The sequence below is a fragment of the Pseudomonas sp. LBUM1644 genome (assembly GCF_059716195.1).
This window is the reverse complement of record NZ_CP166812.1, coordinates 386,665-400,812: the sequence shown is the minus strand read 5'-3', so window position 1 is coordinate 400,812 and position 14,148 is coordinate 386,665. Positions and strand designations below refer to the sequence as shown.

Genomic DNA, 14,148 nt, shown 5'->3' with positions numbered 1-14,148 from the left:
CGAGTCCCACTATGAGTGCTCTTTCAAAGGGATGGTCCGCGGCCGTTCCAGCCAGGCGCCTTCGCCATCGGGAACGATTTCGACCACATCGACTTGCGAGCCACTGATGGCGACAATCCGCCCATCGTTGCGCCCCAGGTAATCGCCGACTTTCAGCCGATGCACACCGCCCGCTCCGCGCAGCAGCGCAAAGGAGCCAGATGCATTGGAAATCGTGCCGACCATTTCAAACTGCTCGATGTTGAAACCTTCGAGGTACTGCTTGACCCGATTGGTGTCGGGCTTGACGTTGCGCGAGCCGTGTTTCTGGCCGGCAAGATCGACCTTGACCTGTCGGGAAAACGGGCTTCGCAAATTGGCAGCGTTGTAGGTGAATGTGGGGTAAGACCGGAATGTCGGCGTTGGTTCAATCTTGCCCGGCGCACGCAAACGCATTTCGTTCATGTACGCGTCCAGGTCACTGAAGTCATTGCCACTCCCGCAACCTGCCAGGCTGGCGAACAACACAAGCATCGAAAAGCAACGGATCGGGCTCATTTTTGCAGCCCTTTGTCGTTGTAACGGTAGGTCTTGGCCAGGATGCTCATGCGCAATTTCGGCCCGCCCTCGGGGTTGGCCGGCGCAAGGTCAAAGTCATGCAGGGTGACGATTCGCGGCAAACCGGCCACGCCACTGACGAAAGTGGCCAGGTCGTGATAGGCGCCGGTGACAGTGATCTGGATCGGCAACTCGATGTAGAACTGCTGGGTGACCTCGGGCAGCAGTTTGATCTCTTCGAATTCGAGGCCACTGCCCAGGCCCGTGCGAGTGATGTCCTCCAGCAATCCGGGCACTTCAGTGTCACTCGGCAATTGGCGCAGCAGCACGCCAAAGGAATTTTCCATCTCCTTCATTTGCTGGGTATACAGCTCCAGGTTCGCCGCCATGTGCGCTTTGTTGGCAAATTGCTCCTTGAGCGTTGACTCTTCCTCGCGCTTTTGATCGAGCTGGCCCTGAAGGTCGCTCGTGGAAAAGCTGTAGCCCAGCGCCAACACCAGAGTCATCAGCAGGACACCCGCCAACGCCTTGATCGCCGGGGGCCAGGAGCCGATGTTGTTGGTGTCCAGGTCGTTGATATCAATTTTGCGCAGCGCTTCTAACCAATTGGACAGACTCATTGGCCGCCCTCCACAGCGGCAGGCTGAGTCTGACGAACGGTCAACTGAAAGACGTTGGCCTGATCCAGCTGACCTGCCGTGGTCGCTTTGACTTCCGTGAGACTGGGTGCGTCGAACCAGTCGGAAGCATCCAGGTTGCGCATCAAGTCAGAAACACGATTGTTGGATTCCGCGGCGCCGGCGATGGACAGCGTCTTGCCGACCATTTTTACCTCGGTGAAATACACGCCGTCGGGCAGGGTGCGCGCCAATTGATCAAAAATCCGCCCGCTGATCGGCCGGTTGCCTTGCAGGTCCTGGATGATGCGCATGCGCTCGACCAGTTGTTGGCGACGAGCCTTCAAATCGCCGATCTGCTTGATCCGTTCGTCGACCACGGAAATCTGCTTGCCGATGTAATCGTTACGAGCGACCTGCCGGTCAATGGCGCCGTCAATGACCTGGTTCGCAATCAGGACCGCCGCGACCGAGCCCGCCAGGACACCCACCAACACCAGTAAAAAACGCTTTCGCCGTTGCTCACGCTGTTCTTCGCGCCAAGGTAGAAGGTTGATTCGCGCCATCAGTCGAAACTCCTCAGAGCCAGGCCGCAGGCGATCATCAGTGCCGGCGCATCGCTGGCCAGGGCGCCAGCGTTGACCTTGCTGCTCAGGGCCATGTCGGAGAAGGGATTGGCCACCTGTGTTGGCGTGCCCAATCGCTGCTCGATCAAGCGATCGAGCCCCGGGACTGAAGCGGTACCGCCGGCGAGCAGGATGTGATCAACCGCGTTGTACTGGCCCGAGGCAAAGAAAAACTGCAACGATCGCGATACTTGCTGCACCAGCGCATCACGAAACGGCTGTAATACCTCGCTGACGTAATCGTCCGGCAAGCCGCCCTGCTTCTTTGCGAGCCCCGCTTGCTCGAGGGTCAGGCCATAACGACGCTGAATTTCCTCCGTCAGTTGTCGGCCGCCGAACAATTGCTCACGGGTGTAGATGATCTTGCCGTTATGCAGCACGCTCAGGGTGGTCATGGTCGCGCCGATGTCGACCACCGCCACCGTCAAACGCTCCTGGGACGCTGCCAGCTGGGTCGCCAGCAAACCGAACGAGCGCTCCAGCGCGTAGGCCTCGACGTCGACCACACGCGCCGTCAGGCCGGCGAGTGCCAGGGCAGCTTCACGGACTTCGACGTTTTCTTTGCGACAGGCTGCCAACAGCACATTGACGCGCTCGGGGTTGCGCGCCGATGCGCCCTGGACCTCGAAATCGATGGCGACTTCGTCCAATGGATAGGGGATGTATTGATCGGCCTCGATCTTCAGCTGGTTTTCCATCTCTTCGTCGGAAAGACCGGCATCCATCTCGATGGTCTTGGTGATCACCGCCGAACCGGCGACGGCCACGGCGACGTTCCTGAGGCTGGTCCGGGCCTTGAGCAGCACGCGCGCGAGTGCCTGGCCCACGCCTTCGAGCTCGGCAATGTTTTTCTCAATCACAGCGCTGGCGGGCAGAGGCTCAACCGCGTAGGCCTCGACCCTGTACCGGCCGCCCTGACGGCTTAACTCCAGAAGCTTCACCGAGGTGGAGCTGATGTCGATTCCCAGAAGCGTATTGGCCTTTTTATTGAAGAGTCCTAGCACTACCAATTCCCTATGACTATCCGTGAGTTACGGACTCTGTAATGTCCATTGCGTTCAATCCACCCGTCTTGACAGCAGCGCAAATGACGCTCCCGGCGGAAAAATGCTTATAATGCCCAGCGTTTTTTTCCGGTTTTTACTTCAGGCGCGGGTCGTTCTCCTTTAAACCTGAACCCTGATGCCTCATTCATTCTTTGCCCTGGATATCCAAAAGCCTTGATTCGTCTGCTGAAATTTTTCGGTTGGTCCATCGTCGCCGTTTTCTGCGGACTGCTCCTCGGTCTGAGCGGCGCGTATCTTTACCTTAGCCCTGGATTGCCGTCAGTGGAGGCGCTGAGAAGTATTCAGTTGCAGATTCCTCTACGGGTATACAGCAGCGATAACAAGTTGATCGCAGAATTTGGCGAAATGCGCCGTACACCCATCCGGTTCGCCGACATTCCCCCCAATTTCATTAATGCGTTACTAAGTGCTGAAGACGACAACTTTGCCAACCACTATGGCGTCGATCCCAGCAGCCTGATGCGCGCCGCGACCCAATTGGTGAAAAGCGGACACATCCAGTCCGGCGGCAGCACCATCACCATGCAGGTCGCGAAGAACTTTTTCCTGACCAGCGAACGCAGCTTCTCGCGCAAAACCACCGAAATCCTCCTGGCCCTGCAGATCGAACGGCAGCTGACCAAGGACGAGATCCTCGAGCTGTACGTCAACAAGATCTACCTGGGTAACCGCGCCTACGGTATCGAGGCGGCCGCCCAGGTCTATTACGGCAAGTCGATTCGTGACGTCAGCCTGGCGCAGATGGCGATGATCGCCGGCCTGCCAAAAGCCCCGTCCCGCTTCAACCCGCTGGCCAATCCGGCCCGCAGCAAGGAGCGTCGCGACTGGATCCTTGGCCGCATGTACAAGCTCGGCAAGATCACTGAAGCCGACTACACCACTGCCATCAACGAGCCGCTGAACGCCAGCTACCACGTGCCGACCCCTGAAGTGAACGCGCCGTACATCGCCGAAATGGCCCGAGCCGAAATGGTCGGTCGTTATGGCAGCGATGCGTACACCGAAGGCTTCCGTGTGACCACCACCGTGCCGAGCAATCTGCAGGAGATGGCCAACTCGGCAGTCCACGAAGGCTTGATGACCTACGATCAGCGCCATGGTTACCGTGGTCCCGAGTCGCGCCTGCCGGGCAAGACTCGCGAAGCCTGGACCACCGAGCTGACCAAACAACGCACGATCAGCAGCCTGGAACCGGCCATCGTCACCCAGGTCGACAAGAGCGGCCTGCAAGTGATGACCCGCACCGGTGATGAACACGTTGGCTGGGACAGCATGAAATGGGCACGTCCATTCCTGAACACCAACAGCATGGGCGCCAATCCGAAGCAGCCGTCGGATGTGGCCCAAGTCGGCGATCTGATTCGTGTGCAGCGTCAGCCGGACAACTCGCTGAAATTCAGCCAGATTCCGCAGGCCCAGGGCGCACTGGTTTCCCTCGACCCGCAGAACGGCGCGATCCGCTCATTGGTGGGTGGTTTTGCTTTTGAGCAAAGCAACTACAACCGTGCCATGCAGGCCAAGCGTCAGCCAGGCTCCAGTTTCAAACCATTCGTCTACAGTGCCGCGCTGGATAACGGCTATACCGCCGCCAGCCTGGTGAACGATGCTCCGATCGTGTTTGTCGACGAGTATCTGGACAAGGTCTGGCGCCCGAAGAACGACACCAATACCTTCCTCGGCCCGATCCGCCTGCGTGAAGGGTTATACAAGTCGCGCAACCTGGTCTCGATCCGGTTGGTCCAGGCATTGGGCGTTGATCGCACCATCGACTACATCAGCAAGTTCGGTTTCAACAAGCAGGACCTGCCGCGCAACCTGTCGCTGGCCCTGGGCACCGCGACCCTGACGCCAATGGAAATCGCCACCGGCTGGAGCACCTTCGCCAACGGCGGTTACAAGATCAGCCCTTACATCATCGACAAAATCGAAAGCCGCAATGGCGACACGCTGTTCGTCGCCAACCCGCCGAGCGTGCCCAAAGGTGATGTAGCCAGCAGCGGTATTGCGGCTCCGGCGGCCACTACCTTCACGGTCAATGCAACACCGGGCGAAACGCTGAACGCCCAGCCAGCGCCGCAAGCGCCGGCGGTGGCTGAACGCATCATCGATGGCCGCACCACCTACATCCTCAACAGCATGCTTGAGGACGTCATCAAACTCGGCACCGGCCGCCGCGCCCTGGCCCTGGGCCGCCCGGACATTGCCGGCAAGACCGGTACGACTAACGAATCGAAGGACGCGTGGTTCTCCGGCTACAACGCCGATTACGTGACCACCGTCTGGACCGGTTTCGACCAGCCGGAAAGTCTTGGCAAACGCGAGTTTGGCGGCACCGTCGCCCTGCCGATCTGGATGAACTACATGGGTGCTGCACTTAAAGGCTTGCCGCCCCATACGCAGCCTGAGCCAGAAGGCATTCTCAGCCTGCGCGTCGACCCGGTCAGCGGCCGTGCAGCCAGCCCGGGCACGCCAGGCGCCTACTTCGAGCTGTTCAAGGCCGAAGATACGCCGCCGTCGGTCAACGAGATAGGTAACGGCAATGCGCCGGGCAGCCCGCTGCCGGCGGATGAGGCGGCGCCGATCGATTTGTTCTGATCGCATGGCGCAACGCCAAAGCCCCGCCTTCGCAAGAAGCGCGGGGCTTTTTGTTGCAGGGCCAAGATCAAAAGATCGCAGCCTGCGGCAGCTCCTACAGTTGGAATGCGTACCCCTGTAGGAGCTGCCGAAGGCTGCGATCTTTTGATCTTGGCCCAATAAAAAACCCGGCCATGGCCGGGTTTTTCATAAAACGGCTACTTAGCCGTTGAACACATCATCCACGCTTTTCAGCGGGTAGTTCTTCGGATACGGCAGGGTCGCTACGCCGGTCTCGATGGCGGCTTTAGCCACGGCATCGGAGATCACGGTGATCAGTCGTGCATCCATTGGTTTCGGAATGATGTACTCACGACCGAATTCCAGCTTGATGCCGCCGTAGGCGTCGCACACTTCCTGCGGCACTGGCAGTTTGGCCAGTTCACGCAGGGCGTTGGCCGCAGCCACTTTCATTTCTTCGTTGATGCGCTTGGCGCGAACGTCCAGGGCACCGCGGAAGATGAACGGGAAGCCCAGTACGTTGTTGACCTGGTTCGGGTAGTCCGAACGGCCGGTGGCCATGATCACGTCATCACGGGTAGCGTGCGCCAGTTCCGGGGAGATTTCCGGATCCGGGTTCGAGCACGCGAACACGATCGGGTTGGCCGCCATGGATTTCAAGCCTTCAGGGCTGAGCAGGTTCGGGCCGGACAGGCCCACGAACACGTCAGCACCGGTCAGGGCGTCAGCCAGGGTGCGCTTGTCGGTCGCGTGAGCGAAGACAGCCTTGTACTGGTTCAGGTCGTCGCGGCCGGAGTGGATCACGCCAGTACGGTCAACCATGAAGATGTTTTCGATGTTAGCGCCCATGCTCACCAGCAATTTCATGCAGGAGATGGCGGCCGCACCGGCGCCCAGGCAGACGATCTTGGCGTCAGCGAGGGTTTTGCCAGCGATTTCCAGGGCGTTGATCATGCCGGCCGCGGTAACGATTGCGGTGCCGTGCTGGTCATCGTGGAACACCGGAATGTCGCACTGCTCGATCAGGGCGCGTTCGATCTCAAAGCACTCAGGGGCCTTGATGTCTTCCAGGTTGATGCCACCGAAGGTGATGGAGATACGCTTGACGGTGTCGATGAAGGCTTGCGGGCTTTCGGAGTCGACTTCGATGTCGAACACGTCGATGCCGGCGAAGCGCTTGAACAGCACGCCTTTACCTTCCATCACAGGTTTGGAAGCCAGTGGGCCGAGGTTACCCAGGCCGAGAATCGCGGTGCCATCGGAAATGACTGCAACCAGGTTGCCTTTGCCGGTGTATTTGTAGGCCAATTCAGGATCGCGGGCGATTTCGCGTACTGGTTCGGCTACGCCGGGGCTGTAGGCCAGCGACAGGTCGCGGGCGGTAGCGGTGGCCTTGGTGAGCTCGACACTCAGCTTACCTGGACGAGGATGGGCGTGATATTCGAGAGCGGCAGTTTTCAGATCAGACATGGGGGCATTCCGCTTTTTACTGTTGGACAGACTGGTCAGCGAGGATACGCGCCTCGCAAAATCCCCACAAGACTGACCGGTCACCCCTGTCAAGCGCCCTGCCCTAAGACTTTGGCCCAAGAGCCACGGAACACAAGGGATAGACTGTTCACAATTGACAGAAAAAATGTCTACAATTTTTTATCAGGGCGCCGCTTGAAGCATTGCCGGGTCGGTCAACGGTAACAGCCAGCGCGCCTGCCCTTCTTTAAGTCCACCGCGACGTGATCGATCCAGCACCCAGCCGCGCGCCTCGATCCGCTTGCCCTTCAGCTGCTCAAGCGACGCGCCATCGAACCGCCCCAATACATTGGGGGCAACGCGCAATACAACCGAATCCTGCAATTCGATCCAAACCCCGCCGCGATTGCGCTGGATCTTGCTCACACGACCACTGAGCACGGCAAAACCGGACGCGCTGATCTGCTCCGCTTTCAGTACAGGTGATTGCCGCCAAACCCCGAGCCCGGCCTGGCGGGCGCTGCGCTCAGCGGTTTGCTGGCAACTGACCAAATCGACATTCGGCGCGACCGCCACTTGAAACCCCAGGCCTTCAGCAAGCATCTGCGCTTCGAGATTGGCTCCATCGGCGCCGTAGACATGGGCCAGCGTGCGGCCGTAGCGATCTCTGCCCTCTTTACCCGGCAGTAAACCGACCCGCCCGTCGCTCGAGGCCACCAGCGCTTCCAGGCGTTTGCGCGCGACCACCGCAAAGGGCTCGTCGGAACGCCCCTGCTTGCCCAGTTCCGGCGTATTCAAACCGATCATGCGCACACTGCGGCCATCGGTCAGGCGCAACGTGTCGCCATCCACCACCCGCAACACCGTGACCGACGCCAGCCCGCTCGGAGCCGGACAGAAGGCCTGGGCGCCGGAAAGCCAAATCGCGGACACAAAAAAGGCGCCCACCAGGGACGCCTTTTTTATCAGCCTGGAAAAGCCCATCGGGCTTTTCAGCCTTACTCTGCAGCAGCAGGAGCTTTCTTGCCGAAAGCGCCAAAACGGTCTGCGAAGCGCTGTACACGGCCGCCAGTATCCAGAGTCTTCTGCTTACCGGTGTAGAACGGGTGGCACTCGTTGCATACGTCAGTACCCAGTGGCTTGCACAGGTTCGAACGAGTTTCGAACTTGTTGCCGCAGCTGCAAGTTACTTCGATGGTTTCGTATGCTGGATGGATATCGGCTTTCATGGTGTATTCCTCAGGCTAGCGTGCCGCCACTCAACACTATTGTTGAATACCGCACGTAATTAGGCCGCGGATTCTACCAGACAATGCCAATCACGCAAGCTGTCGCTTCTACCGACCGTCTGCTAGGCTCCCGGTCCAAAGCACATCCCCCCTGTGGGAGCGAGCCTGCTCGCGAATGCGGTATATCAGCGGCATAAATGCTGACTGACACACCGCATTCGCGAGCAGGCTCGCTCCCACAGGACATGCCTTCTATTATTCGCTGACCGAGATCCCCCCGCGTGCCCGACGCCATTTTGCGCCTCGCCCTCCCTTCGCCGCTGCGCCGCCTGTTCGATTACCGTGCCCCGGCCGGAGTCCTGCGCGCCCAGTTGCAACCGGGCATGCGCTTGCGAGTGCCGTTCGGGCGACGGGAGATGATCGGGATTCTGGTCGAAGTCACCGACACCAGCGAAGTGCCGATAGAAAAGCTCAAACCGGCCATCGCTCTGCTCGATGCAACGCCACCGCTGCCGCCCGCGCTGTTCAAGCTGTGCCTGTGGACCTCTCAGTATTATCAGCACAGCCTTGGCGACACGTTGAGCTGGGCGCTGCCGGTGTTGCTGCGCCAGGGTGAACTGGCCGAAGCGCGCCAGGAACGTTTCTGGTCCGCCGCCCCCGGCGCCAGCCTTGATGACCCGCGCATCGCCCGCGCCCCGCGCCAGCGTGAAGCGCTGGCGACCCTGGCCCAGCATCCCCACGGCGTCGCCCATCAGTTGCTGAGCAAACTGATGCTGAGCAAGGACAGCCTCGATCTGTTGCTGGCCAAGGATCTGGTGCAGGTGGAAATCCGCAAGCACGCTCCCGGCGCACGTCACGAACATTGGCTGGCCCAGCCGGAGTTGCCGCTCAACCCCGAACAGCGCGCAGCCTATGAAGCGATTCGCGCCGGGTTCGACAGTTATCACGCGTTCCTGCTCGCCGGTGTCACCGGCAGCGGCAAGACCGAAGTCTATTTGCAGCTGATTCGCGAAACCCTTGAATCCGGCAAGCAAGCACTGGTGCTGATCCCGGAAATCAACCTCGGCCCGCAGACCCTGGCGCGCTTCGAGCAGCGCTTCAATGCACGGATCGCGCTGATTCATTCGGCGGTCAATGATCGCGAACGCCTGGAAGCCTGGCTCGCCGCCCGTGACGGCGATGCCGACATTATTATCGGTACCCGTTCGGCGCTGTTCACGCCAATGAAAAATCCCGGCCTGATCATCATCGACGAAGAGCACGATGGCTCCTATAAGCAGCAGGAAGGCTTGCGGTATCACGCCCGCGACCTGGCATTGGTCCGCGCCCGACAGGAGAACATCCCGATCGTGCTCGGTTCCGCCACGCCTTCGCTGGAAAGCCTGCATAACGCCTACACCGGCCGCTACGGCCTCCTGCGACTGAATGAGCGCGCTGGTGGCGCGAAGCAGCCACGCTTCCTGCGTCTGGACGTGAAAAGCCGTCCGCTGGACAGCGGCATTTCCGGGCCGATGCAGCAAGCCATCGGTCAGACGCTGGCGGCCGGCCAGCAAGTACTGGTTTTTCTCAATCGCCGCGGTTTCGCCCCGACGCTGTTGTGCCACGACTGTGGCTGGATGTCCGAGTGCCAGCGCTGCGATGCACGGATGACCGTGCACCAGCGCTCCGGCGAACTGCGCTGCCACCACTGCGGCTATGTCGAACGCGTGCCACGGCATTGCCCAAAGTGCGGCAAGGTCGATTTGCGACCCGTCGGCGCGGGCACCGAGCGCGCCGAAGAGCGATTGGCGATCCTGTTCCCGGACGTCCCGGTGCTGCGGGTCGACCGTGACAGCACCTCGCGCAAGGACGCGATGAATCAGCTGTTCGCGACTATTCAAAAGGGCCAGCCGTGCATTCTGGTGGGCACGCAAATGCTCGCCAAAGGGCATCACTTTCCACGGGTGACGCTGGTGTCGATTCTCGATGCCGACGGCGGGCTGTTCTCGGGTGACTTTCGCGCCAGCGAGCGCATGGCGCAGCTGATTGTGCAGGTGGCCGGACGCGCCGGACGCGCCGAAGAACCAGGCAAAGTGATTATCCAGACACACCTGGCCGACCATCCGCTGCTGGTGCAACTGACGGAACAAGGTTATTTCGCCTTCGCCGAGCAGGCGTTGAGCGAACGCCGCACTGCCGGCCTGCCACCGTTCGCGCATCTGGCGCTGCTGCGCGCCGAAGCGCACAAACCCGGGCAGGCTGAAGGTTTTCTCGATGAGGCGTGCAGTGAGGCCGAGCGTTTGCTGGCGGAGCAGAACTTAAGCGGGATCGAGTTGCTGGGGCCGGTGCCGGCGCCGATGGAACGTCGGGCCGGGCGTTATCGGGCGCAGCTGTTGTTGCAGGCTACGGCCCGGGCGCCGTTGCATCGGTTGTTGAGCAGTTGGTTGCTGGTTTTGGAGCAGATGCCGAGTGGGCGGGCGGTGCGTTGGTCTCTCGATGTCGATCCTGTGGATTTGTATTAAAGATCAAGATCAAAAGATCGCAGCCTGCGGCAGCTCCTACAGGGGAATACGATCAATGTAGGAGCTGCCGCAGGCTGCGATCTTTGCCGCTTTTGTCACCACATATCCATAACCTGCCCGCTATAGTTGGCAAGCCCGCCTTCGCAACGGATAATGCCCAGTTTTTCCACTAGCGCATCGAAGCGCCGCCGCGCTTGCGGTCGAAAGAGAACACCATGAAAGACACCATTCGCCAGCTGATCCAACAAGCCATCACCCAACTCGTCAACGAAGGTGTGTTGCCTGAAGGCCTGTCGCCGGCGATCCAGGTGGAAAACTCCCGTGACAAGAAGAACGGCGACTTCGCCAGCAACATCGCCATGATGCTGGCCAAGCCTGCGGGCATGAAGCCGCGCGACCTGGCCGAGAAAATCATCGCCGCGCTGCCGGTTGACGAGAACGTCACCAAGACCGAAATCGCCGGCCCTGGTTTCCTGAACTTCTTCCAGAACACCCAGGCGCTGGCCTCGCGCCTGGACGCCGCCCTGGCCGATGAGCACATCGGCGTGCGCAAGGCCGGCCCGGTGCAGCGCACGGTCGTCGACCTCTCGGCGCCGAACCTGGCCAAAGAGATGCACGTCGGCCACTTGCGCTCGACCATCATCGGCGACGGCGTGGCCCGCGTTCTGGAATTCCTCGGCGACGAAGTGATCCGTCAGAACCACGTTGGTGACTGGGGCACCCAATTCGGCATGCTGATGGCTTACCTCCAGGAAAACCCGATCACCAGCGACGAGCTGTCGGATCTGGAAAACTTCTACCGTGCGGCGAAGCAACGCTTCGACGAATCCGAAGAGTTCGCCGATCGCGCCCGCGGTCTGGTGGTCAAGCTGCAGGCCGGCGACGCCGATTGCCTGGCGCTGTGGACCAAATTCAAAGACATCTCGCTGTCGCACTGCCAGAAAATCTACGAACTGCTGAACGTCAAACTGACCATGGCCGACGTGATGGGTGAAAGTGCCTACAACGACGACCTGATCAACGTGGTCAACGACCTCAAGGCCGCCGGTTTGCTGGTCGAAAGCAACGGCGCGCAATGCGTGTTCCTCGACGAGTTCAAGAATGCCGACGGCGACCCGCTGCCGGTGATCATCGTCAAGGCTGACGGCGGCTACCTCTACGCCACCACCGATCTGGCGGCCGTGCGGTATCGCAGTGGCAAGCTCAAGGCTGATCGCGCCCTGTATTTCGTTGACCAGCGCCAGGCGCTGCACTTCCAGCAAGTGTTCCAGGTCGCGCGCCTGGCCGGTTTCGTGACCCATCCGATGGAAATGGAACACATGGGCTTCGGCACCATGAACGGCGCCGATGGCCGCCCGTTCAAGACCCGTGATGGCGGCACCGTGAAGTTGATCGACCTGCTGACCGAAGCCCAGGAACGCGCCTACACCCTGGTGAAGGACAAGAACCCGGAGCTGGCCGAAGCCGAGCTGCGCAACATCGCCAAGGTCGTGGGCATTGGCGCGGTTAAATACGCCGACCTGTCCAAGCACCGCACCAGCGACTACAGCTTCAACTTCGACCTGATGCTGAATTTCGAAGGCAACACTGCGCCGTACCTGCTGTATGCCTACACCCGCGTGGCCGGTGTGTTCCGCAAACTCGGCAAGGACTTCAGCGAAGTCGAAGGCCAGATCGTCCTCGAAGCGGCGCACGAACACGAACTGGCGGCCAAACTGGCGCAATTCGGTGAAGTGCTGAACAACGTTTGCGACAAAGGAACGCCGCACATCCTTTGCACCTACCTGTACGATGTGGCCGGCCTGTTCTCCAGCTTCTACGAGAACTGCCCGATCCTCAGCGCCGACACCCCGGCGCAAATGCAGAGCCGCCTGCGCCTCGCCGCACTGACCGGCCGCACCCTCAAGCAAGGCCTGGAACTCTTGGGTCTGGAAACTCTGGAGCGTATGTAAGTTGGCTGCCAAGAAAAAACCTGCACCCAAGCGTGGCGCCAGCCGTTACCAAGCTCCTGCAAAGCAACCGATCCCGGGCTGGCTGTGGATGGCCATCGGCCTGACGGTCGGTGCGTTCATCGTGTTCCTGATGAAGCTGGAACCGGGCAAGGGCAGCGAAAGCGTCAAGCGCGAGAAGATCGAGCAGCAAAAAGCCACCAAGATCGCCGAGGCCAACAAGACCCCGCCGAGCCCGACGCAGCCGGTGAAGCCGAAGTACGACTTCTACACCCTGCTGCCGGAATCGGAAGTGATTGTGCCGCCGGATGCCGTGCCGGAGAAAACCCTGCCGACGCCACAAGTTCCGGCCGTTCCAACGACGCCGGTGACACCTGCGGAAGCAGCGAAGATCGACACTGCCCGCGCTCAGGCAGCCTTGGCCGGGATCACCCCGCCACCGCCACCGCCAGTGTCCAAAGCGGCGCCGGTGACCAGGTTCTTCCTGCAGGCCGGGTCGTTCCGCAAGGAAGCTGACGCGGACAAGGTCCGGGCACAGATCATTTTGCTGGGTCAGGCAGTGGCGGTCGAGTCCGGCACCGTGAAGGACGAAACCTGGTATCGGGTGCTGGTCGGGCCGTTCAGCAATCGCGAACAACTGACCACGGCGCAGAAACAACTGTCCGGCGCCGGCTTTAGCAACCTGTTGTTACAACAACGCCAAAACCGCTGATTTCGTCAGCGGTACCGCGTTAACGTTCTTCGCGGGCAAGCCTCGCTCCTACAGGTAATGCATCGTTCGCGATATTGTGAACGCCGTAAAATGCACCGTTCACCGTATTTGTGAACGATGCATGACCCCTAGGAGCGAGGCTTGCCCGCGAAGGCGTCAGAACAGATACCCCCGCTTGCAAAAACACCGCTCGTCCCCCACCGCGTCCTACAGTTGAAAAATGCTCCACCACCCCCATATGAGTTGGCATAAGGCATTTTCGCCCCGCTGCGTGGAGACTCTCCCTTGACCACCATCGTTTCAGTTCGCCGCCACGGCAAAGTCGTCATGGGCGGCGACGGCCAGGTTTCTCTGGGCAATACCGTGATGAAAGGCAACGCGAAGAAAGTTCGTCGCCTGTACCACGGCCAGGTCATCGCCGGTTTTGCCGGGGCCACCGCTGACGCCTTTACCCTCTTCGAACGTTTCGAAGGCCAGCTTGAGAAGCATCAGGGGCACCTGGTTCGCGCCGCCGTCGAACTCGCCAAAGAATGGCGCACCGACCGCTCCCTCAGCCGCCTCGAAGCCATGCTCGCGGTCGCCAACAAAGACGCCTCCCTGATCATCACCGGCAACGGCGACGTGGTCGAACCCGAAGAAGGCTTGATCGCCATGGGTTCCGGTGGCGGTTACGCCCAGGCCGCTGCCAGCGCGCTGCTGAAGAAGACCGATCTGTCGGCCCGCGAAATCGTCGAAACCGCCCTCGGCATCGCCGGCGACATCTGTGTATTCACCAACCACACCTTCACCATTGAGGAGCAGGACCTCGCCGAGTAAGCCTGTTCCGGCCTTTGCGCCACGGCTCA

At 60.5% G+C, this 14,148-nt stretch carries 12 protein-coding genes; 5 read left to right on the top strand and 7 right to left on the bottom strand.

Going from position 1 to position 14,148, the window contains the following annotated elements:
* Window positions 1-9 precede the first annotated feature (9 nt).
* Genes ACA052_RS01890 through ACA052_RS01875 form a run of 4 tightly spaced genes read right to left on the bottom strand, consistent with a single transcriptional unit; the run spans window position 10 to window position 2,784 of the window.
* Window positions 10-537 carry a pilus assembly protein PilP gene (locus ACA052_RS01890; RefSeq protein WP_497648147.1) on the bottom strand — a complete coding sequence of 176 codons (528 nt, stop codon included), beginning with the start codon at window positions 535-537 and terminating at the stop codon, window positions 10-12.
* On the bottom strand, window positions 534-1,157 hold the full coding sequence (gene pilO, locus ACA052_RS01885) for a type 4a pilus biogenesis protein PilO (RefSeq protein ID WP_497648146.1): 624 nt from the start codon (window positions 1,155-1,157) through the stop codon (window positions 534-536). Before pilO ends, ACA052_RS01890 begins: the two co-directional genes overlap by 4 nt.
* A complete protein-coding gene (locus tag ACA052_RS01880) occupies window positions 1,154-1,720 on the bottom strand; it encodes a PilN domain-containing protein (RefSeq protein ID WP_497648145.1) in 567 nt (188 codons plus the stop codon). The genes pilO and ACA052_RS01880 overlap by 4 nt, the downstream gene beginning before the upstream one ends.
* Entirely contained in the window at window positions 1,720-2,784 is a 1,065-nt protein-coding gene (locus tag ACA052_RS01875; protein WP_497648144.1) for a pilus assembly protein PilM, read from the bottom strand. Before ACA052_RS01875 ends, ACA052_RS01880 begins: the two co-directional genes overlap by 1 nt.
* A 219-nt stretch (window positions 2,785-3,003) precedes the next feature.
* Here ACA052_RS01875 and ACA052_RS01870 point away from each other — a divergent pair, with 219 nt between their 5' ends.
* Window positions 3,004-5,442 carry a penicillin-binding protein 1A gene (locus ACA052_RS01870; RefSeq protein WP_497650254.1) on the top strand — a complete coding sequence of 813 codons (2,439 nt, stop codon included), beginning with the start codon at window positions 3,004-3,006 and terminating at the stop codon, window positions 5,440-5,442.
* A 201-nt stretch (window positions 5,443-5,643) separates the two neighbouring features.
* Here the strand turns inward: ACA052_RS01870 and ACA052_RS01865 are convergent, their stop codons facing one another.
* The 3 genes from ACA052_RS01865 to rpmE form a co-directional block, all read right to left on the bottom strand.
* Window positions 5,644-6,912: a malic enzyme-like NAD(P)-binding protein gene (locus tag ACA052_RS01865; protein WP_497648143.1), complete on the bottom strand. Its 1,269-nt coding sequence runs from the start codon at window positions 6,910-6,912 to the stop codon at window positions 5,644-5,646.
* Window positions 6,913-7,095: 183 nt separating this feature from the next.
* Entirely contained in the window at window positions 7,096-7,896 is an 801-nt protein-coding gene (locus ACA052_RS01860; RefSeq protein ID WP_497648142.1) for a thermonuclease family protein, read from the bottom strand.
* Window positions 7,897-7,910: 14 nt separating this feature from the next.
* Window positions 7,911-8,141, bottom strand: coding sequence for a 50S ribosomal protein L31 (gene rpmE / locus ACA052_RS01855; protein ID WP_008080648.1), 231 nt, complete (start codon window positions 8,139-8,141; stop codon window positions 7,911-7,913).
* Between the two features lie 281 nt (window positions 8,142-8,422).
* Here rpmE and ACA052_RS01850 point away from each other — a divergent pair, with 281 nt between their 5' ends.
* From ACA052_RS01850 to hslV, 4 genes are all read left to right on the top strand, one after another.
* The gene (locus ACA052_RS01850) at window positions 8,423-10,642 is read left to right on the top strand and encodes a primosomal protein N' (protein ID WP_497648141.1); all 2,220 of its coding nucleotides are present in this window, start codon (window positions 8,423-8,425) and stop codon (window positions 10,640-10,642) included.
* Between the two features lie 215 nt (window positions 10,643-10,857).
* Entirely contained in the window at window positions 10,858-12,594 is a 1,737-nt protein-coding gene (gene argS, locus ACA052_RS01845) for an arginine--tRNA ligase (RefSeq protein ID WP_497648140.1), read from the top strand.
* 1 nt (window position 12,595) lies between these two features.
* A complete protein-coding gene (locus ACA052_RS01840) occupies window positions 12,596-13,303 on the top strand; it encodes an SPOR domain-containing protein (protein WP_497648139.1) in 708 nt (235 codons plus the stop codon).
* Between the two features lie 285 nt (window positions 13,304-13,588).
* Entirely contained in the window at window positions 13,589-14,119 is a 531-nt protein-coding gene (gene hslV, locus ACA052_RS01835) for an ATP-dependent protease subunit HslV (protein ID WP_007899242.1), read from the top strand.
* Window positions 14,120-14,148 lie beyond the last annotated feature (29 nt).